Here is a 19,128-nt window from a genome sequence, read left to right as displayed (position 1 = left end):
GCGCAGCCTAACGCGGGCCCGGCAGGTAGTCAAAGTTGAAACTATCCCCAGGGCAGGACCGTCGGCTCGGGCCAGCGCTCACGCCAGCGGGCGACCTTCTCGGCGTAGACCGCTTCCGGCGCGAGCACCCGGTTCGGGCGGACCACGAGGTCCAGCACCCGCCGGGACGTGCGGGCGTTCCACACGGTCTGCGCCAGGCAGCCGGCGGTGACGTACCACTGCGGCACGGCGACGTCCAGCACCTCCATCAGCTACCCGGCCGCGCTTTCCCTGATGTAGCCCGGCAACCCGGCCCACCACGTCGCCGCCGTGCGGATGCGGGGCGGGAGGTCGGGGCGCGTGACCACTTCGCCGAGGAGGGCGCGGCGGTCGCTGATGCCCATGCAGTACACCAGCCGGTCGAGCACCGACGTCGACCGCGCGGTGTCGTCGTGGCGGGCGTTCTCGGCGTGCCGCGCGAAGGCCCGGCGGTAGAAGTCGTCGGGGCTGGCGCCGCCCACGTGGCCCAGCGCGTACGCGGCGGAATCGCACACCGCGGTGCCGAGCTGTTCGGAGAGGACCATCGCCTCGATGAGCCGTCTTTCCCCGGTGCCGCCGAGGATGCGCAGCGCGTCGAGCAGCCGCTGGACCCCGTCGGCGCGGCCGCGCCGACGCAGGGTGCCGGCCAGTTCGCGGGCCAGCGCGTGCGCCAGCGGGGCGCGGTAGGGCGTCGCGTAGAGCAGGAACATCGTGCAGAGCCGCACGTCGAACACGGGGTCGTGCAGCATTTCGTCGATGAACACGGCGAGCAGCGGATCCGGCGGCGGCTCCTCGATCCCTTCCAGGGCCTCGGCGGCAAGCCGTTCCGAAACCGGAGCCGCGGCCGGCCACAGCGCGGCCATCGCCGCGGCCCACACCCGGCTCGGGACCTTCGCCTGCAGCTCACGGGGCAGCAACTGCAGCAACCGGGCCGCCAGCGGCGTGCGCTCCCCGCCGCCGGAGGCCACGAGCGCGCACAGGATCGGCAGCAGCGAAGCCGTTTGCCGGTCGTCGAAGTGGCCGAACCGCAGTTTCTTGACGCTGGTCAGCAGGGCGCCGTAGAACGTCCGGTCGGTCAGCGGGTCGGTGAGGTGCCGGACGACCGACGAACTCGCGTCGGGGTGCGCGCTCGCGCTGAACACGCCGAGGGTGCCGATCAGGCTCTGCGCGGAGGTGTCCGCCGCCGCGGCGGCGGCCGTGGCCATCGCCGCCCGCTGGCCGACCGGGTGCACGATGAGCCGGTGGAAGGCCTCGGCCCGGCGCATCCACGAAACGCCGTCCGCGATGCACATTTCGGTGAGCAGGCGTTCCGAGAGCCGCAGCCACGTCGACGCGGGACTCAGGACCAGCTGCGGCCGGCAGGCCAGGAGCTCGGTCAGGCGATCCCATTCCTCGCTGCCGAGCACGGCGTCGGTGACGGCCAGGTCGATCAGCTCGTCGAGCGGCGCGCCCGGGTTCGGCCGCCGGTGCCGGGCCCACGGCGGGACGGTTTGCGTCGGCGGCGTGAGGTAGCGCGCGACGGTGTCGTTGACCGCGACGAGCAGGCCGGGCCGCAGGTCGAGCATCCGTTCGTAGCGCCGCACCGCCGCGCCGGGCACCGTGGTGACGCGGTTTTCCCAGCGGGACAGGGTGCTGACGGACACCGAGGGGGTCACGCCGTCGGCGTCGAAATCGGCGGCGAAGGCCGCGAGCTTGCGGTAGCGCGACCGGCCGCCGAGCACGCGGTTCGTCCGCAGCAGCCAGCCCACCCGCCGTCCCGCGTTCACCCGTTGCATCGCACGCCCTCCCGCACCCAAGCGAACAACGAGCCGCCGCCCGGGGCCAGCGGCGTTGCAGAATTGCCTCGAACGGGCCCGCCGCCTCCGCTGAACGCGCCGGGCCGGTTCGGCCGGGCACCCCTGTCAAGGGGCGTTGCCGAAGACTTTTTCACTGCGACGCCGCGCTTCCATCCCGCCGCTCCTCCCTACCGTCGACGCACGGCGGGAAGGAGGTGGCCATGGAAACGCACCGCTGAGGTCCGTCCAGGTCGTGGGCACGGTTGCGCATGGGTGCATGGAAGCGTCCACTCGGCCCTTCACCCCCTACGCGGAAGGGACCACCCATGTCGGTCACCGACGAGCTGCTCGCCAACAACGCCGAGTACGCCGCGCGCTTCACCGGGCCGCTGCCGCTGCCGCCCGCCAAGCACGTCGCCGTGCTCGCCTGCATGGACGCCCGCATCAACGTCTACGGCGTGCTCGGCCTGCAGGAAGGCGAAGCCCACGTCATCCGCAACGCCGGCGGCGTCGTCACCGAAGACGAAATCCGCTCCCTCGCCATCAGCCAGCGGCTGCTCGGCACCGAAGAGATCATCCTCATCCACCACACCGACTGCGGCATGCTCACCTTCACCGACGACGACTTCAAGAAGTCCATCCAGCAGGACGTCGGCGTCAAGCCCGCCTGGGCCGCCGAAGCGTTCTCCGACCTCGACGAAGACGTCCGCCAGTCGATCGCCCGGATCAAGAACAGCCCGTTCGTCCCCAAGAAGGACTCCGTGCGCGGGTTCGTCTTCGACGTCGCCACCGGGAAGCTGAACGAAGTCGCCTGACCCGGCGTTTATTCCCGGCGCACCCGGCTCGTCCCAGCCATTGGCCACTCCGGCCCGTCCCGCGGGAAGCGGCGCAGACTGCGGGTACGGGCCGAGAGAAGGGACGCCGGGATGACAGGACCACGGATCGCCGTCGCGCTGGATGGAGCCGGGTGGCACCCGGCCGCCTGGCGGGAGCCGGGGGCGCGGCCCGGCGAGCTGCTCACCGCGGGGTACTGGACCGACGTCGTCCGCGAGGCCGAGGCGGGCAAGCTGGACTTCGTCACGCTCGAAGACTCGCTGGCCCTGCAGACCGTCAACTACCTCGACCGGCCGGGCGAGCGGGACGGCATCGTCCAGGGGCGGCTCGACGCGGTGCTGATCGCCGCCCGCGTCGCGCCGCTGACCTCGCACATCGGGCTGGTGCCGACGGCGGTCGTCACCCACACCGAGCCGTTCCACCTGTCCAAGGCGATCGCCACGCTCGACTACGTCAGCACCGGCCGCGCGGGGGTCCGCGTGCAGGTCGCCGGGCGTGCCGAGGACAACCGGCACTTCGGGCGCCGCGAGTTCGGCGAGTTCCGGCTCGAGGACTCCGCCGAGCCGGGCCGGCCGAGCCCGCTGCGCGACCTGTTCGACGAGGCCGCGGACTACGTCGAGGTGCTGCGCCGGCTGTGGGACAGCTGGGAGGACGACGCCGAAATCCGCGACGTCGCGACCGGCCGGTTCGTCGACCGCGAGAAGCTGCACTACATCGACTTCGAGGGACGCTGGTTCTCCGTCAAGGGCCCGTCGATCACGCCGCGGCCGCCGCAGGGCCAGCCGCCGGTCACCGCGCTGGCCCACGCCGCGGTCCCCTACCGGCTCGCCGCCCGCTCGGCCGACGTCGTCTACGTGACGCCGTCCGACCGCGCGCAGGCCGCGTCGATCGTCGCCGAAGTGCGTGACGAGCAGGAACTGGCCGGCCGCGGCGCCGAGACGCTGCACGTGTTCGGCGACGTCGTCGTGTTCCTCGGCGAGACCGAGCAGGCGGCCGCGGACCGCAAGGCGCGGCTCGACGAGCTGTCCGGCGAGGAGTACTCCTCCGACGCGCACGTGTTCACCGGCACCCCGGCCGGGCTCGCCGACCTGCTGCTCGACTGGCAGGGCGCCGGGCTGTCCGGCTTCCGGCTGCGGCCGGGCGCGGTACCGCACGACCTGACCGCCATCACCCGGGGACTGGTGCCCGAACTGCGGGGCCGCGGGGCCTTCCGCACCGAGTACGAGGCGAGCACCCTGCGCGGGCTGCTCGGCCTCGCCCGCCCGGCCAACCGCTACGCCGCCGTCTGAGGAGGACCGAGATGACCCGCAAGCAGATCCACCTCGCGGCGCACTTCCCCGGCGTCAACAACACGACCGTGTGGAGCGACCCCGCCGCGGGCAGCCACATCGAATTCAGCTCGTTCGTCAAGCTCGCGCAGACGGCCGAGCGCGCGAAGTTCGACTTCTTCTTCCTGGCCGAGGGCCTGCGGCTGCGCGAGCAGAACGGGGAGATCTACGACCTCGACGTCGTCGGCCGCCCCGACACGTTCACCGTGCTGTCCGCGCTGGCGGCGGTCACCGAACGGCTCGGGCTGGCGGGCACGATCAACTCGACGTTCAACGAGCCGTTCGAGGTGGCGCGCCAGTTCGCGTCGCTGGACCACCTCTCGGCCGGGCGCGCGGCGTGGAACGTCGTGACGTCGTGGGACGCCTTCACCGGCGAGAACTTCCGCCGCGGCGGGTTCCTCCCGCAGGACCAGCGCTACGAGCGCGCGGAGACGTTCCTGCGCACGGCGTGGGAGCTGTTCGACTCCTGGCACGGCGACGAGATCGCCGCCGACGCCGGCTCGGGCGTGTTCCTGCGCGATTCTTCGGCGGGCGCGTTCGCCCACCACGACGCGCACTTCGACATCGAAGGCCGGTTCCCGGTCCCGCGCAGCCCCCAGGGCCGCCCGGTGATCATCCAGGCCGGCGATTCGGAGGAGGGCCGCGAGTTCGCGGCGTCGACCGCCGACGCGATCTTCAGCCGGTACGGGACGCTCGAAGCGGGGCAGGCGTTCTACTCCGACGTCAAGGGCAGGCTGACGAAGTACGGCCGGACCCCGGAGCAGCTGGTGATCCTGCCCGCGGCGACGTTCGTCCTCGGCGACACCGACGCCGACGCCCACGAGCGCGCCCACGTCATCCGGCGGCAGCAGGTCAGCGGGCAGACCGCGATCAAGTTCCTCGAGCAGCTGTGGAACACCGACCTCAGCGCCTACGACCCCGACGGCCCGCTGCCCGCGACCGACCCGGTCCTGGGCGACCACACGATCGCCCGCGGCCGCGCGAGCGTCCGGATGTACCGCGACCCGCTGGCGACGGCGAAGGAGTGGCGGCAGCTGGCGGAGGCGAAGAACCTGTCGATCCGCGAGCTGATGATCGAGGTCACCGCGCGGCAGACGTTCATCGGTTCGGCCACGACGGTCGCCGACGCGATCGACGAGCTGGTGCAGGCCGACGCGAGCGACGGGTTCATCCTGGTCCCGCACGTGACCCCGGGCGGCCTGGACGAGTTCGCCGACACGGTGGTGCCGCTACTGCAGGAGCGCGGCTCGTTCCGCTCGGAGTACACCGGGACGACCCTGCGCGACCACCTGGGACTGTCCTGACGCCGGGGGTGCTTCGGCGACCACGGGCCAGCGTTTCGCGGGCGCGACCGGCCGGTCGTCGGTGCGGCAGCCGGCGAGCGCCACGAGGGTGGTGAGCGCGAGCGCGACGGCTAGGCGGATCGTCCTGGTCACGTCCCACGCTCCTTTTGGCGGACGGCGTACCAGGACCCTAACCACAACCACGAACCCCACCCACATGCTGAGAACCGCGCGCTAGTGGTCGTGAGTGATAAGGCGGGTTCTAACCCGACTTAGCACTCACGACCGCCACGCGCGGGAAGCAAGTTGTTTCACCAGCCGGGCGCCCTACCGCCGCACCCCGCTTCACCTCGACAATCTGTTCGCATGAAGATCCTGCCGGAACGACGACCCGCCGATGTGCTCCACGTCGGGATCCGGATCGACCTCGTCAGCCGGGCCGATGATGCCGCTGTGGTCGCGGCCCGGCTGGCCAGTGCGCTCGACGGTGTCGCGAGCGTCGACGTGGTCAGCGCCCGGCGGCACCTGCGGGCGGTTCCCGATCCCGTGCTGCGCATCGAAACCGGCTCGAGACGGGCGATCCTGCTGGGGCGCCCGCTCGAGCTGACCCGCCTCGAGTTCGACCTGCTGCACTACCTGCGCGCGCACCCGGACCGCGTCTTCACCCGCGGCGCCCTGAAATCGGCCTTGTGGCCGCGGCAGGACGGCAACGACCGCACCGTCGACGTGCACGTCCGGAAGCTGCGGGCGAAGCTCGAGCCGCACCTCGATCCGATCACCACCGTGCGCGGGGTCGGTTACCGCTTCGAGAGCTCGGCTCCGGTCACCCTGGATTGACGCTCGGGTGCGGCGGCTGGTTGTACGCGGTGTTCTGCCACGCCACCGCTTCCCGGTACTGCCGGTCCTGCATCAGCGACACGCGCGAGATGTTCGTCGGGTCGGTCGTCGAGTAGATGCGCAGCGCCCGGTTGTCCGACGTCGCCCAGACGACCTCCTCGCGCCAGTCGCCGAACAGGTCCGCCTGCAGCGCCGGGGTGTTCTTCGTGCCGTTGTTCGCGTGCACGCCGGACGCCGTCAGCAGGCGGGTGTCCGCGCTGGTCCCGTACTTGTCGATGTGCGTGCCGTCCAGCAGTTCGCGCTGGGCGTCGCCGTCCCACCAGACGACGAAGTTGGCCGACGACGGCTTGCGTCCGATGTTCTGGCCGCTCGTGTTCAGCAGCCCCGCCACGCCGGACGACCAGGACTCGGCGCCCGGGCTGCCCGCCCAGATGTCGGCCGAAACCCCGCGCCCGTTGTCGCAGCCGCACGCGACCTGCCACAGGACCTGCCCGGTGCGGGCGTCGGCCATCCAGGCGCCCGGCTTCGACGTGTCTTCGTCCACTTTGAACTCTTCCAGGCCTGCCCGGCCCGGGATCAGGTCGCCGACGTGCATGGCGTCGCCGTGGCCGAGCCGGGTGTTCCACAGTGGACTGCCGGTGTCGTCGATCGCCATCGCACCGAAGACGATCTCGTCGCGGCCGTCGGCGTCGACGTCGGCGGTCGCCAGCTGGTGGTTTCCCTGGCCGGTGTACTGCGAGCCGGCCGTGTTCGAGTCGAACTTCCAGCGCTCGGTCAGCGCGCCGCCGCGGAAGTCCCAGGCCGCGATCACCGTGCGCGTGTAGTAGCCGCGGCTCATGATCAGGCTCGGGCGCGAGCCGTCCAGGTACGCCGTGCCCGCCAGGAAGCGGTCGACGCGGTTGCCGTAGCTGTCACCCCACGAGGACACCGTGCCGCGCGGTGGGTCGTAGTTCACCGTGGCCGCGATCGCGCCGGTCTGTCCAGTGAAGACGGTCAGGAACTCCGGGCCGGACAGCACGTACCCGCTGGAATTGCGGTAGTCCGCGGTGGAGCTGCCGATGACCTGGCCGGTGCCCGACCGCGTGCCGTCCGCCGTCTTCATCGCGACCTCGGCCTTGCCGTCGCCGTCGTAGTCGAAGACCTGGAACTGCGTGTAGTGCGCGCCCGCCCGGATGTTGCGGCCCAGGTCGATCCGCCACAGCCGCGTCCCGTCCAGCCGGTAGGCGTCGACGTAGACGTTGCCGGTGTAGCCGGACTGCGAATTGTCCTTGGCGTTGCCGGGATCCCACTTCACCACGAGTTCGTACTGCCCGTCACCGTCCAGATCGCCGACGCTGGCGTCGTTGGCGCTGTAGGTGTAGCTCTCCCCCGACGGCGTCGTGCCACCGGCCGGGACCTGGATCGGCACGTCCCGGGTGCTCGCCGCCGCCGTGCTGTCGAGCGCCAGCGACTCTTCCGCCGCGAACGCCGACGCACGTTCGACGCCGTCGACCACCGCGTGCACGGTGTAGTTCGCCCCCGCGGGCGCGCCGGCGTCCAGGAAACCGGTCGGCCCGCCGGCGGCGGTCGTGGTCACCCGGGTGCCGTCGCGGTAGACGGCGAACGTCACCCCGGCCGGGTCGGCGGCGAGCAACCGCCAGCCGACCCGGTTGCCCGCCGCGGTGTGGACGCTGACCACCCCGCGGTTCAGCTTGTCGACCTGCGGCGCGGTGGCCGCCATCACCGGGGCCGGCACGAGCCCGGCCGCCAGCACCCCGGTGGCCAGCAGCCTGCCGAGCACGAAAGTACGCTTGGACATCGCCGTTCTCCGTCCGAAGTAGACTCGATCAGCCGGTCGCGCAGGTGCTTCCGTTCAAGGCGAAGGACGCCGGCGCCGGGTTGGTCCCGCTGTAAGTGCCGTTGAAGCCGATGCCGGTCGAGGCGTTCGGCGCCAGTGTCCCGTTCCAGGACAGGTTCGTCGCGGTCACCGCGCCACCGGCGGACTGGGTGAACGTCGCGCCCCAGCCGGGCAGCGTCACCTTCTGGCCCGCGGTGTAGGTGAAGGCCAGCGTCCAGCCGGTGACCGTGCTCGTGCCCGTGTTGGTGATGGTCACCGAAGCCGTGAACCCGTTGCCGCCACCCCAGCCCGGCGCCGAATAGGCGACCTTGCACGCACCGGTGCCGCCGCCCGCGCTCGTCGTCGCCATCGCGATCCCGGACGCGGCCGAGGTGTTGCCCGCGGCGTCCTTGGCCCGCACCTGGTAGCGGTACGTGCTCGAAGCGGCCAGGCCGCTGTCGGTGAACGTCGTCGCCACGGTCGAGCCGACCACGGCGAAGGTGCCGCCGGACGCACCGGGCGCGCGGAGGACGTCGTAACCGGTGACGCCGACGTCGTCGGTCGAGGCGGACCAGCTCAGCGTGACGCCGGAGGAGGTCACCCCCGAGACCGCCGGGGTGCCCGGCGTGGACGGCGCCTGCGTGTCCCCGGTGCTCCCGCCGTAGATCGTGGCTTCCTTCGCCGTCTGCCGGACGCCGTTGGTGCCGTTGAGGAACCGCTCGCCCCACGCGGTCAGGCTCGCGGGGTCGAACCCGTTCGTCATGTCGAGGTAGGCGACGTCGCTGCTGTTGCCGCTCCACGACCAGCCGAGGTAACCGAGACCGCGGGCCTGCGCCTGGGCCATGATCGTGTCCTCGTCGGGGTCGCCGTCACTGTGCCGGCCCCCGAATTCGCCGACGACGAGCGGCAGCCCGGCGGTGCGGAACGCGTCGAAGTAGGCGTTGATCTCGGCCGCGGTGTCGTAGACGCCGTACATGTGGATCGAGAAGACCGTGTTGTGCAGCGGATCGGCGTTGAACACCGCAGCGGCATTGTCCCGCATGATGTTCTGCCAGTCCTGGCCCCACATCGGCCCGTCGACCATGATCAGGTGCTGCAGCCCGGCGCCGCGGAGCCGGGTGATCGCGCTCGACGTCGCGCTCGCCCAGGTCGCGCTCACCTGCTGGTTGTTGCCGAACGGCTCGTTGCCGAGGTTGACGACGACGTGGTTTTCCTGGCCCTTCAGCGCGTTCGCGATGCTGATCCAGTAGTCGGCGGCCTGGTCGAGGCTCGCCGCCGCGCTTTCTTCGCCGTAGCCGGTGGTGTCGTGCACTTCCAGGACGCAGATCAGCCGGGACTGCTTGCACAGCGAGATGATGTTCGTGACTTCGGCCGCCGAGGTGGGTCCCCAGCGCTTGCCGCTGCCGAGCACGACCCGGACGGTGTTGGCCCCGAAGGACTTGATGTTCGCGAACGCGCTGGTCTGGCTGGGGTACCAAGCATACGGGTGGTTCACCCCGCGCATCACGAACGCGGCGCCGTTCGCCTCGAGCACGCGGGTGCCGTCGACGTGCAGCCCGGTGGCGGCCGGCGTGCTCGGCCCCAGCGCCGCGACCAGCGCGGGGTACCACCTGCTCTCCATCTTCGCGATGCCGGTGGTGCCGTTGGGGTGGACGCCGTCGGTGGTGTCGGCCGCGGTGTCGAACCCCGTCCACTGGTCGACGACGGTGATCGGGGACGCGGCCGTGCTGTGCGCCGCGGCCCAGCCGGGGATGGCGCTGTTCAGCTCGGCCACCCGCTGGCCGCAGGCCGGGCAGTTCGCCGGGTTCATCGGGATGATCTTCGCGACGACGAGCTTGGTCGCCGGGTTGCTCGCACGCAGCTGGCCCAGCAGCGTGGTGTAGGCGTCCAGGATCGTGCTCGCCGGGATGCCGCTCCAGACGTCGTTGGTGCCCAGGTGCATCAGGACGACGTCCGGGTGCGTCGAGGACAGCCAGCCGGGCAGCTGGTTGTCTCGGGCGATCCCCGTCGCGAGGAAGCCGCCGTGGCCTTCGTTCTCGCCGTCGTAGGTGAACCCGCAGCCCTGGGGCGGCAGCGTGCCGACGAAGTCGACGTCGGTGTGCCCGGTCTGCTGGAGGTGCTGCCACAGCAGGGCCCGCCAGCACCCGGGCGATCCCGTGATGGAGTCACCCAGCGCCATGACCCGCGTGGGCGCGGCCGCACCGGCCGGCGCCGGGACCACGACGGCGCAGGCGGCCAGCAGCAGGCCGGCCACGGCCGCGCGGAGAAAACGCCACTTCATACCGACCTCCTGGAGTACCGCTCGACAGGACAGTTCGATCTGGGAGCGCTCCCACGCTAGCACGCGGCGGCGGGTTTGAGGACCGCCGGATTGTGCAGAAAGCGCTTACTGGCGGAGTGGTCTGATCGGGTCGCCAAGGTTGACAACCGCGGCGACGCGTGGCTTCAATCGGTTGGACCACAGCGGTCCCGAGCGGACCGGCACACCACCGACGGTGCGCCGGTCCACAATGGACTGTGTCAGGCGCCGGGACCGGAGTAGATCTCCGAAGCCGGGGGCGCCTGGACGGTGGCCGGCTTGTTCCAGTCGCTGAACTCGATGGTGCCGCTCTTCGGGTCCTGCATGCGCAGCAGGTAGTGCGGCGCGTCGGCGGCGACGGTCGCGGTGCCGTCCGTGCTGGTGAAGTTGAGCGCCGGGACACCGCCGAGCGTGGTGGGCTCGCCGCCGGTGAAGGTCGACGACGCCAGCTCGCCGACGGTGTTCTCGGTGAACGACTTGTAGTCGAGGAACACCTTGAAGGCGTCGGCGATGCCGGCGCCGATCTGGGCCGTGGACGGGACCCACTTGCCGGTGAGCTTCTTGCCGACCGATGCCGGGATCCCGGCCTGCTTGACCAGCGACTCGGTGAAGCGGAAGAAGTACTTGTCGCCGACGCGCAGGACGGGGATCTCGAGGCCGTCCTTGACCACGGTGCCGCTCGCGCTGTCCTGGTTGAGCTGCAGGTCCAGGTTGATGTTGTTCCCGTCGTCGGCCATGGTGCCCTTGACGCGCACGGAGGTGGCCTGCTTGGCGGCCTCGGCGACGGCGGAACCGACCTTGGCGGCCTCGAGCGCGGGCGGCGCGGTGGACGTGGCCGCGGCGGCGGCCGCGGACGACGACCCGGCGGCGGCCGGCACCGCCGTCCCGGAGGTGCCGGAGCAGGCGGTGAGGGCGAGGGTGCCGGCCGCGAGGGCAGCGGCGAGGGACAGGCGTCGCATCGGGTAGTCCGTTCGTGAAGGCCGGGCCACCCCCGGACACGATCGAGCTATCGGCCGACCGGGTGATCCGTTACACCCCGTTGCCTCCGCGAGACGTACATCTCCCCCGCTCAGCGCGAGTCCGCCGGTGAGGTTTGCCCGGTGCCCGATCCGGGTACGACCCACTCGGTGGAGACCAGGCGACAGGAGGAGGAGCTCCGGGTGACCACGGACGGCAATCGGATGCGGCCCCAGGACCTGGTGCGCGTGACGCCGGAACGCACCGGCGACGCGGTCGTCCTGACGGTGTCCGGCGAAATCGACCTCCTCAGCGCCTCCGTGCTGAGCAACGCCATCACCGAAGCGCTGGCCGACCCGCCGGGCCTGCTCGTGCTCGACCTGAGCGGGGTCTCGTTCCTCGCTTCCATCGGCATCACGGCCCTGCTCGAAGCCCGCCACGGCGCCGGCCACGGCACCCGGGTGCGGGTCGTCGCGCCGGAGGGCAGCGTCGTCGCCCGCACCCTCCAGCTGACCGGCTTGCGCGAAGCGCTGGGCGTCACGACCACCCGGGACGCCGCCCTCGCGCGCTGACCGGCCGGTTGACCTCACGGTTCTCCGGACTCGGTGAGAAGATGAGCCGGTGAGCATGCGCCGCCGGAACAACGTGGTCGTAACCGGTCTCGAAGACGGTCCCACGCTCCTGCTCGCGCACGGTTTCGGCTGTGACCAGAACCTCTGGCGCCTCGTCGTCCCGGCGCTCGCCGAGCGGTACCGCGTGGTGCTGTTCGACCACACCGGTTCCGGCCGCTCGGACACCTCGGCGTGGACCGCCGGGCGCTACGGCGGTCTCGACGGCTACGCCGACGACGTCCTGGCGATCTGCCACGAGCTCGGCCTGGCGGACGTCGTCCTGGTCGGCCACTCGGTCGGCGCGATGATCGCGGTGCTGGCCGCCAACCGCGAACCGGACCGGTTCGCGAAGCTGGTGCTGCTCACGCCGTCGCCGTGCTACCTCGACGACGGGGACTACCGGGGCGGGTTCAGCCGCGCGGACATCGACGAGCTGCTCGAGGCGCTCGACGCCAACTACCTGGGCTGGTCGGCGGCGATGGCGCCGGTGATCATGGGCAACGCGGACCGCCCGGAGCTCGGCGAGGAGCTGACGAACAGCTTCTGCCGCACCGATCCCGCGATCGCGCGGGTCTTCGCCAGGGCGACCTTCCTCTCCGACAACCGCGCCGACCTGGCGAAGGTTTCGGTGCCGACGCTGATCGTCGAGTGCGCGCAGGACGCCATCGCGCCGCCGGAGGTCGCGCGGTTCACGCACGAACGGATCGAGGGCAGCGTGCTGGTCACGCTGGACGCGACCGGGCACTGCCCGCAGCTCAGCGCGCCGGAGGCGACCGCCGCCGCGATCACGGCCTTCGTGAGCGGACCATGATGTGCGACGCCGGCGACCAGGCCGGCCCGGCGTTCTCGGCGTTGCTGGAAGACAGCGCCGAAGACCTCTACGAACACGCGCCCTGCGGCTACCTTTCGACGTTGCTCGACGGCACGATCGCGAAGATCAACGCGACGCTGCTCGGCTGGCTCGGCTGGGAACGCGGCGACGTCGTCGGGCGGCGCCGGTTCGCCGACCTGCTCACCGTCGGCGGCCGGATCTACCACGAGACGCACTTCGCGCCGCTGCTGCGCATGCAAGGTGAGCTCGGCGGGGTCGCGTTCGAGCTGAAGACCGCGACCGGCACGCGGCTGCCGGTGCTGGTGACCTCGACGGTCAAGACCGGCACCGACGGGCAGCCGCAGCTGATCCGCACCACCGTCTTCGACGCGCGGGACAGGCGCGCCTACGAGCGGGAGCTCCTGCGGGCGCGCGAAGCCGCCGAACGCGAACGCGACCGGGTGCAGCGGCTGGCGCGGACGCTGCAGCGGACCCTGCTGCCGCCGGCCCTGCCCGAGGTGCCGGGCGTGCAGGTCGCGGCGTACTACCACCCCGCGTCACCCGACGAGGTCGGCGGCGACTTCTACGACCTGTTCCCGCTGACCGGCGGCACGTGGGGGTTCTTCCTCGGCGACGTCTCCGGGAAGGGCGCCGGCGCGGCCGTGGTGACGTCGCTGGCGCGCTACACGCTGCGCGCGGCCGCGACGTACGACCCGGACCCGGCGACCGTGCTGACGCACCTCAACACCGTGCTGCACCAGGAATACGACGGCGCCGACCCGCGCTACTGCACGGTCGTCCACGGCGTCGTCCGGCCCGGCGACGGCGGCGCCGCGGTCACCCTCGGCAGCGGCGGCCACCCGCCGGCCCTGCTGCTGCGCGCCGACGGCACGTCGGCGTTCCTCACCGTCCCCGGCGGGCAGCTGGTCGGCGCGTTCCCCCACGCGCGCTTCGCCACCGTGGACGTCTTCCTGGCGCCGGGCGACACCCTGCTCCTCTACAGCGACGGGCTGACCGAAGCCCGCACCCACGGCCGCACCCGCTACAGCGGCGAGCGGCTGCGGGCCCACCTGACCGGCCGGGTGCCCACCACCGCGCCGTCGGTCGTCGCCGCCGTGACCGACCTGCTCGCCGGCTTCGGCGACGGCGTCGACGACGACACCGCCCTGCTCGCGCTGAGCATCCCGTTTCCCGGAGGCGATCCACCGTGACCCTGTTTTCCACGACCACGCGAACCACTGGAACCGGGCCGGTGGTCTCGGTCGAAGGCGAGCTCGACGTGGCCACCGCCCCCCGGCTGCGCGCCGCGATCGGTTCCGCGCCCCTGGACCGCGGCCAGCTGCTGGTGATCGACCTGGCCGGGGTGACGTTCTGCGACTCCAGCGGCATTTCCACGCTGATCGCGGCCCGCAACGTCGCCGACGCGGCCGGCGCCGGCGTCGCACTGGCCGCCGTCCCGGCCCGGCTCAAGCGGACGTTCGGCTTGATCGGCCTCGCGGACTTCTTCCCGACCTACCCGAGCGCCGACGCGGCGATCACCGCCCACGGCTAGCCCGGCCGAGGTCAGCGCGGGCTGTGGTCGGCGAACTCGACCGTGAACCCGTCGGGGTCCCGCAGCTGGAGCTGCCGCTCGAACCCGCGATCACGCGGCGGGCCGAGCACCGGCACCCCGCGGGCGACGAAGTCGGCGTACAGCTCGTCGAGGTCGTCGGCGAGCAGCTCGACCTGGACGAACGCCCGCAGCCGGGTCGTTTCCCGGGAGACGACGGCACCCAGTTCCAGCAGGCCGAGCGTGCCGGTTCCCAGGCGCAGCAACGCGAACCGGCCGTTGCGGACTTCGGTGGTGAACCCGAGTGAGGTGTAGAACGGGAGCGATCGGTCGAGGCTGGTGACCGGCAGGCTCATCCCGGCGAACGTGATCAAGGCGCACTCCTTCGGCTCGATGCGCCAAGGGGAGTCGCCGAACGGGCGTTCCGACGCCGCACCCGTTCGACGGCGAGCCTAGCCGAGTTCCGCGCTGATCGATCCCGCGACCAGTGAATCGATTGCCGAAGACGTGCCGGCCCCCGGCTACTCGAGGCCATCCGCGCGGTGCGCGACTCCCCCTGATCGAAGCGGACTTGCCCGAATTCGGGCAAGAATTTGGGTTTCGCCACCCGCGCAGTGCATGATGGCCGACGTGCCGGACACCGAGATCGTCGATCGCGTCGCCGCGTCCACCGGGCTCCCGCCCGGCGTCGCGGCGCGGGTCGTCGACGACGTCCTCGCCTACTACCGGATGCCCACCGAGGCCTACGTCCGGCGGCGGCACACCGAGCTGCAGGCCGAAGGGCGGAAGAATCCCGAAATCTTCCCGCTCATCGCCGCCGAGCTCCGCGGGCGCCTCGTCGCCGCGCCCGCGTTGTCCGAGCGGCAGCTGCGCCGCATCGTCTACGGCTAGAAGAGGTTCGCCATGTGCGGAATCGTCGGCTACATCGGCGGCCAGAACGCCGCCCCCATCCTGCTCGAAGGCCTGACGCGGCTGGAGTACCGCGGCTACGACTCGGCCGGGATCGCCGTGCTCGGCGCGAAGAACGCCCAGGTCCACCGGGTCGTCGGGCGGGTGCGCAACCTCACCGCCGCGCTGCCGAAGCGCCTCAGCGGCAAGGTCGGCATCGGGCACACGCGGTGGGCCACCCACGGGCCCGCGTCCGAGGCCAACGCCCACCCGCACACCTCCGAAGACGGGCGCATCTGCGTCGTCCACAACGGGATCATCGACAACGCCGACGCCCTGCGCGCGCAGCTCACCGACGCCGGCGTCACCCTCACCTCCGAGACCGACACCGAGGTCCTCGCCCACCTGATCGCCCGCGCGAACGCGGACACCCTCGAAGACGCCGTCGTCGAAGCGGTCTCGCGGATCACCGGCACGTACGCGATCGCCGTCACCGACAGCGAGCACCCCGACCGGCTGGTGATCGCGCGCAACGGCTCGCCGCTGATCATCGGGGTCGGCGAGCGGGAGATGTTCATCGCCAGCGACCTCGCCGCGCTGGTCCGACACACCTCGCAGGTCGCGCACCTCGACGACGGCGAGTTCGCGACGGTCTTCGCCACCGGCTACCGGACCTTCACCGTCGACGAGAGCGACACCACCAAGCCCGCCACCGAGATCGACATCGCCGCCGAAGACCTCGACCTGGGCGGCTACCCGCACTACATGGCCAAGGAAATCCAGGAGCAGCCCGAATCCGTGGAGCGGATCATCCGCGGCCGGCTCGACGACCGGTTCGGCGTCGCGCGCCTGGACGGGCTCAACCTGACGCCGCGGGAGCTGCGCGGCTTCAGCCGGGTGAAGATCCTCGGCTGCGGCTCCGCCTACTACGCCGGCCAGGTCGGCGCGACGATGATCGAGGAGCTGGCGAGGATCCCCGCCGACGCCGAAGCCGCGTCGGAGTTCCGCTACCGCAACCCGATCATCGAGGCGGACACGCTCTACGTCGCGGTCAGCCAGTCCGGCGAGACGATCGACACCGCCTTCGCCGTCGAAGAGATCAAGCGCAAGGGCGGCCGCGTGGTCGGCCTGGTCAACGTCGTCGGCTCGACCATCGCCCGCGCCTGTGACGGCGGCGTGTACCTGCACGCCGGTCCCGAGATCGCGGTCGCCTCGACCAAGGCGCTCACCAACATGGCGATCGGCTTCGCCCTGCTCGCGCTGGCCCTCGGCCGGGTCCGCGACCTGTCCAATGCGGACGGACAGCGGATCATCGACGCGCTGCGCGCCATGCCGGGTCAGATCAAGTCCATTTTGGACGAAGGGCCGCGCATAGCCGAGCACGCGAAGGAAATCGCCACCGCGAACAGCCTGTTCTTCGTCGGCCGCGTCCGGGGTTACCCGGTGGCGCGGGAGGGCGCGCAGAAGTTCAAGGAGATCTCCTACCGCCACGCCGAGGCGTACCAGACGTCCGAGCTCAAGCACGGCCCGCTCGCCCTGATCGACCCGGCGCTGCCGACCGTCGCGATCGTGCCGTCGGACGAGCTGACCGGGCGCAACCTGGCCGCCGTGCAGCAGATCAAGGCCCGCGGCGGCGCCGTGCTGGCCGTGACGCACGAGGACGTCGACTTCGGCGAGCTCGACGTCCCGCGGATCGTCGTCCCGAAGACCGAGCCGGAACTGGACCCGATCCTCCTCACGATCCCGCTGCAGCTGCTCGCCTACCACGCCGCGCTCAGCCTGGGCTACGACATCGACAAGCCGCGCAACCTGGCCAAGTCGGTCACCGTGGAGTGAGCCCGGGCCTGCTTGGGCACCGGGCAAGCGCTCACCCGCCGCCCGAATGTCGTGAATGACTCATTCATGTCGCCAGACGACAGGAATGAGTCATTCACGACATCCGCACACCGCTCAGCTCACTCGCGCTCCACCTTCCGCAGCCCGCCTGACGGCGTCCACCACTCCACCACCAGCAACGTCGCCGCCGCGTTCAGGTGCGTGTGGACGACCTCCGCGATGTCCACCCGGAAGCCGTCACCGTCGCCCGGCACCGCGCGGCCCGCGATCTTCGCCTCCCCCGGCCAAGCCGCCTCCTCGCCCTCGACCGGGTCGACCGTCGCGCTGTGCAGAGCGAACCGCGGGTCCCGCGCCAGATCCGCGCCCTTCCGGGCGTTCGGCATCGAGCCGAACGTCAGCTCGCCGTCCGTGAACCTCGTCTCGATGCCCGAAATCCGCGGCGAACCGTCGGCTCGCAGCGTTGCGATCGTCTTGTGCTTGTGCGCGTCGAACAGCGTCCGCACGCGCTTCGCGAACTCCGGTTCCGCCGCTTCGAACTCCCGCCACGCAGTCATGCGGTCATGATGGCAGCCACCGCACGGGCACGGCCGCCGGTTTGCGGAACACCAGGCCCGACGGCGCCACTTCCGACTCCAGCGCGAGGCCGGGCAGCCGGTCCAGCAGCGTCTCGACCGCGATCCGCGCCTCCAGGCGGGCGAGGTCGGCGCCGAGGCAGAAGTGCGGGCCGTGCGCGAACGCCAGCTGTTTGCGCAGGTCAGCACGCCCCGGGTCGAACACGTCCGGGTTCGGGAACACCGCCGGGTCGCGGTTCGCGGCCGTCAGTGAGACCGTCACCAGATCGCCCTGGGCGATCGACGCTCCGGCCAACGAAACGTCACGGGTCGCGTACCGGTCGACCACCGCCGCCGCGGGTTCGAGGCGCAGGGACTCCTCGATCGCCGCCGGGATCAGCGTGCGGTCCGCGCGGACTTCCGCCCACCGCGCCGGGTCGCGCAGCAGGTGCCGCAGGAGGTTGGCGATCATGCCCTCGGTCGTCTCGATGCCGCCGAACATCAGCACCGCCGCGTTCGACACCACCTCCGGCAGGTCCAGCGCCGAAGCCGCTTCGGTCAGCAGGGAGCGCCGGCCGACCGCGCCTTCGATGTGCGCACGCAGCTGGCCGAACGCCTCCGCACCGGCCGAACCCGGCGGACGACCCGCGGAAATGTCGTCCACTGTGGACACGATCGCGTCGTACCAGGCCAGCACCCGTGCGGTGTCCGTGTCGGCCAGGCCGAGCGCGTCGGCCACGACCGCCACGGAAAGCGGGCCGGCCAGCGCGCGTCGCAGCTCCGCGCGTCCGTCGGCCGCGAAGCCGTCGACCAGCCGGACGCACTCGGCGCGGACGAACCCGGCGAAGCGGTCGGAGATCTCACGGGGCCGGAAGTGCCGGGCGAACGGCGTCCGGTGCCGGGTGTGCTCGGCCGCCTCCAGCGAGAGCATCGACGGGCCGACGACCCGGGCCGTGGAGAACCGGGGGTCGTCGACGGTGAACGTCGCCGCGTCGCGCATCACCCGCAGCGCCAGGTCGTGCCGGGTGACCAGCCAGCCGTTCAGCTCCGGCCGCCACGACACCGGCTCGGTCGCGCGCAGCCGCGCCAGCAGCGGGTACGGCTCGGCCGTGAGCTCCCCGATCACGCCCGCAGCCCCGCGATCAGGAGGCGGACCAGGCGGCGCGCGTCGTAATCCGGGTTGTCCTCCGCGCCGATGCACAGGTTGCCCACGCCCCGCATCAGCTCCAGCGGCCGCACCCGCGCGGTCAGCCCGGCGGCGTCGAGCAGCTGGGCGCACACCGGCACCAGCCGGTCCAGGAAGTACGCGTGCAGCGTGTCGAAGCCGTCGCCCTGCAGGACGCCCGCCAGCCCGTGCTTGGTCACGAGGAAGTCGACGAACAGGTCGATCCACTCCGCCAGCGCCGCGTGCGGCGACGCTGCCGATGCCAGCAGCGCGGGCCCGGCCTCGGCGCAGGCCTCCACCTGGTGCCGGTAGACGGCGATGATCAGGTCGGCGCGGGTCGGGAAGTGGCGGTAGATCGTGCCCATCCCGACGCCCGCCTTCGCCGCGATGTCCCGCACCGGCGCGTCGACCCCGGACGCGACGAAGACCGCGGCCGCCGCGTCCAGCAGCGCCTTTTCGTTGCGCCGGGCGTCGGCGCGCTTGGGCTTGCTCGCGCTCACCACACCTCCAGGGTTGCTAAGCGGAACCTTGTTCCGTATCGTTAGCGGAGCAACGTTCCGGTTGCCATCT

Annotated in this window: 19 protein-coding genes; 10 read left to right on the top strand and 9 right to left on the bottom strand. The window is 71.6% G+C overall.

Going from position 1 to position 19,128, the window contains the following annotated elements:
- Positions 1-41 precede the first annotated feature (41 nt).
- On the bottom strand, positions 42-248 hold the full coding sequence (locus tag SD460_RS16695; protein WP_290055941.1) for a hypothetical protein: 207 nt from the start codon (positions 246-248) through the stop codon (positions 42-44).
- 3 nt (positions 249-251) lie between these two features.
- Positions 252-1,793 carry a hypothetical protein gene (locus SD460_RS16690; RefSeq protein ID WP_318306342.1) on the bottom strand — a complete coding sequence of 514 codons (1,542 nt, stop codon included), beginning with the start codon at positions 1,791-1,793 and terminating at the stop codon, positions 252-254.
- A gap of 326 nt (positions 1,794-2,119) precedes the next feature.
- On the opposite strand from SD460_RS16690, the gene SD460_RS16685 reads away from it, so the two are divergent.
- The 4 genes from SD460_RS16685 to SD460_RS16670 all read left to right on the top strand — a co-directional run bounded on the left by SD460_RS16685 (position 2,120) and on the right by SD460_RS16670 (position 6,075).
- Entirely contained in the window at positions 2,120-2,608 is a 489-nt protein-coding gene (locus SD460_RS16685) for a beta-class carbonic anhydrase (RefSeq protein WP_290059349.1), read from the top strand.
- A 111-nt stretch (positions 2,609-2,719) separates the two neighbouring features.
- Positions 2,720-3,916: an LLM class flavin-dependent oxidoreductase gene (locus tag SD460_RS16680; RefSeq protein ID WP_290059348.1), complete on the top strand. Its 1,197-nt coding sequence runs from the start codon at positions 2,720-2,722 to the stop codon at positions 3,914-3,916.
- 11 nt (positions 3,917-3,927) lie between these two features.
- A complete protein-coding gene (locus tag SD460_RS16675; protein ID WP_318306341.1) occupies positions 3,928-5,259 on the top strand; it encodes an NtaA/DmoA family FMN-dependent monooxygenase in 1,332 nt (443 codons plus the stop codon).
- A 345-nt stretch (positions 5,260-5,604) separates the two neighbouring features.
- A complete protein-coding gene (locus SD460_RS16670; protein WP_290059343.1) occupies positions 5,605-6,075 on the top strand; it encodes a winged helix-turn-helix domain-containing protein in 471 nt (156 codons plus the stop codon).
- On the opposite strand, the gene SD460_RS16665 is transcribed toward SD460_RS16670, so the two are convergent.
- The 3 genes from SD460_RS16665 to SD460_RS16655 all read right to left on the bottom strand — a co-directional run bounded on the left by SD460_RS16665 (position 6,062) and on the right by SD460_RS16655 (position 11,149).
- Positions 6,062-7,873, bottom strand: a complete 1,812-nt coding sequence (locus SD460_RS16665; protein WP_318306340.1) for a rhamnogalacturonan lyase — start codon at positions 7,871-7,873, stop codon at positions 6,062-6,064. The genes SD460_RS16670 and SD460_RS16665 overlap by 14 nt on opposite strands.
- A gap of 28 nt (positions 7,874-7,901) precedes the next feature.
- On the bottom strand, positions 7,902-10,172 hold the full coding sequence (locus SD460_RS16660; RefSeq protein WP_290059336.1) for a cellulase family glycosylhydrolase: 2,271 nt from the start codon (positions 10,170-10,172) through the stop codon (positions 7,902-7,904).
- A gap of 239 nt (positions 10,173-10,411) precedes the next feature.
- Positions 10,412-11,149: a hypothetical protein gene (locus tag SD460_RS16655; RefSeq protein WP_318306339.1), complete on the bottom strand. Its 738-nt coding sequence runs from the start codon at positions 11,147-11,149 to the stop codon at positions 10,412-10,414.
- Positions 11,150-11,350: 201 nt separating this feature from the next.
- Between SD460_RS16655 and SD460_RS16650 the strand changes: the two genes are divergently transcribed.
- From SD460_RS16650 to SD460_RS16635, 4 genes are read left to right on the top strand one after another with little or no spacing between them, the layout of a single operon-like run.
- Positions 11,351-11,719, top strand: coding sequence for an STAS domain-containing protein (locus tag SD460_RS16650; RefSeq protein ID WP_318306338.1), 369 nt, complete (start codon positions 11,351-11,353; stop codon positions 11,717-11,719).
- Between the two features lie 49 nt (positions 11,720-11,768).
- Entirely contained in the window at positions 11,769-12,569 is an 801-nt protein-coding gene (locus SD460_RS16645) for an alpha/beta fold hydrolase (protein WP_318306337.1), read from the top strand.
- Positions 12,566-13,780, top strand: coding sequence for a PP2C family protein-serine/threonine phosphatase (locus SD460_RS16640; protein ID WP_290060921.1), 1,215 nt, complete (start codon positions 12,566-12,568; stop codon positions 13,778-13,780). The genes SD460_RS16645 and SD460_RS16640 overlap by 4 nt, the downstream gene beginning before the upstream one ends.
- Positions 13,777-14,121 carry an STAS domain-containing protein gene (locus SD460_RS16635; protein WP_290060919.1) on the top strand — a complete coding sequence of 115 codons (345 nt, stop codon included), beginning with the start codon at positions 13,777-13,779 and terminating at the stop codon, positions 14,119-14,121. The genes SD460_RS16640 and SD460_RS16635 overlap by 4 nt, the downstream gene beginning before the upstream one ends.
- Before the next feature lie 11 nt (positions 14,122-14,132).
- On the opposite strand, the gene SD460_RS16630 is transcribed toward SD460_RS16635, so the two are convergent.
- Positions 14,133-14,492, bottom strand: a complete 360-nt coding sequence (locus SD460_RS16630; protein WP_318306336.1) for a VOC family protein — start codon at positions 14,490-14,492, stop codon at positions 14,133-14,135.
- A 244-nt stretch (positions 14,493-14,736) separates the two neighbouring features.
- Here SD460_RS16630 and SD460_RS16625 point away from each other — a divergent pair, with 244 nt between their 5' ends.
- A complete protein-coding gene (locus SD460_RS16625; protein ID WP_290060915.1) occupies positions 14,737-15,009 on the top strand; it encodes a hypothetical protein in 273 nt (90 codons plus the stop codon).
- A gap of 12 nt (positions 15,010-15,021) precedes the next feature.
- Entirely contained in the window at positions 15,022-16,842 is a 1,821-nt protein-coding gene (gene glmS, locus SD460_RS16620; protein WP_290060913.1) for a glutamine--fructose-6-phosphate transaminase (isomerizing), read from the top strand.
- Between the two features lie 119 nt (positions 16,843-16,961).
- Here glmS and SD460_RS16615 read toward each other — a convergent pair whose 3' ends face one another.
- From SD460_RS16615 to SD460_RS16605, 3 genes are read right to left on the bottom strand one after another with little or no spacing between them, the layout of a single operon-like run.
- Positions 16,962-17,396, bottom strand: a complete 435-nt coding sequence (locus tag SD460_RS16615) for a pyridoxamine 5'-phosphate oxidase family protein (protein ID WP_290060911.1) — start codon at positions 17,394-17,396, stop codon at positions 16,962-16,964.
- A 4-nt stretch (positions 17,397-17,400) separates the two neighbouring features.
- On the bottom strand, positions 17,401-18,519 hold the full coding sequence (locus tag SD460_RS16610; protein WP_290060909.1) for a cytochrome P450: 1,119 nt from the start codon (positions 18,517-18,519) through the stop codon (positions 17,401-17,403).
- The gene (locus SD460_RS16605; protein WP_290060907.1) at positions 18,516-19,058 is read right to left on the bottom strand and encodes a TetR/AcrR family transcriptional regulator; all 543 of its coding nucleotides are present in this window, start codon (positions 19,056-19,058) and stop codon (positions 18,516-18,518) included. Before SD460_RS16605 ends, SD460_RS16610 begins: the two co-directional genes overlap by 4 nt.
- Positions 19,059-19,128 lie beyond the last annotated feature (70 nt).

The sequence above is a fragment of the Amycolatopsis solani genome, assembly GCF_033441515.1.
Lineage (GTDB): Bacteria > Actinomycetota > Actinomycetes > Mycobacteriales > Pseudonocardiaceae > Amycolatopsis > Amycolatopsis solani.
Note: the sequence above shows the minus strand (reverse complement) of the source record. Positions and strands in the feature narration are given on the sequence as shown.

Coding starts and splice junctions, on each gene's coding strand:
- SD460_RS16660 (WP_290059336.1), bottom strand. CDS start 10,172: ATGAAGTGGCGTTTTCTCCGCGCGGCCGTGGCCGGCCTGCTGCTGGCC.
- SD460_RS16675 (WP_318306341.1), top strand. CDS start 3,928: ATGACCCGCAAGCAGATCCACCTCGCGGCGCACTTCCCCGGCGTCAAC.
- SD460_RS16685 (WP_290059349.1), top strand. CDS start 2,120: ATGTCGGTCACCGACGAGCTGCTCGCCAACAACGCCGAGTACGCCGCG.
- SD460_RS16690 (WP_318306342.1), bottom strand. CDS start 1,793: ATGCAACGGGTGAACGCGGGACGGCGGGTGGGCTGGCTGCTGCGGACG.
- SD460_RS16615 (WP_290060911.1), bottom strand. CDS start 17,396: ATGACTGCGTGGCGGGAGTTCGAAGCGGCGGAACCGGAGTTCGCGAAG.
- SD460_RS16670 (WP_290059343.1), top strand. CDS start 5,605: ATGAAGATCCTGCCGGAACGACGACCCGCCGATGTGCTCCACGTCGGG.
- glmS (WP_290060913.1), top strand. CDS start 15,022: ATGTGCGGAATCGTCGGCTACATCGGCGGCCAGAACGCCGCCCCCATC.
- SD460_RS16680 (WP_290059348.1), top strand. CDS start 2,720: ATGACAGGACCACGGATCGCCGTCGCGCTGGATGGAGCCGGGTGGCAC.
- SD460_RS16655 (WP_318306339.1), bottom strand. CDS start 11,149: ATGCGACGCCTGTCCCTCGCCGCTGCCCTCGCGGCCGGCACCCTCGCC.
- SD460_RS16695 (WP_290055941.1), bottom strand. CDS start 248: ATGGAGGTGCTGGACGTCGCCGTGCCGCAGTGGTACGTCACCGCCGGC.
- SD460_RS16665 (WP_318306340.1), bottom strand. CDS start 7,873: ATGTCCAAGCGTACTTTCGTGCTCGGCAGGCTGCTGGCCACCGGGGTG.
- SD460_RS16640 (WP_290060921.1), top strand. CDS start 12,566: ATGATGTGCGACGCCGGCGACCAGGCCGGCCCGGCGTTCTCGGCGTTG.
- SD460_RS16625 (WP_290060915.1), top strand. CDS start 14,737: ATGATGGCCGACGTGCCGGACACCGAGATCGTCGATCGCGTCGCCGCG.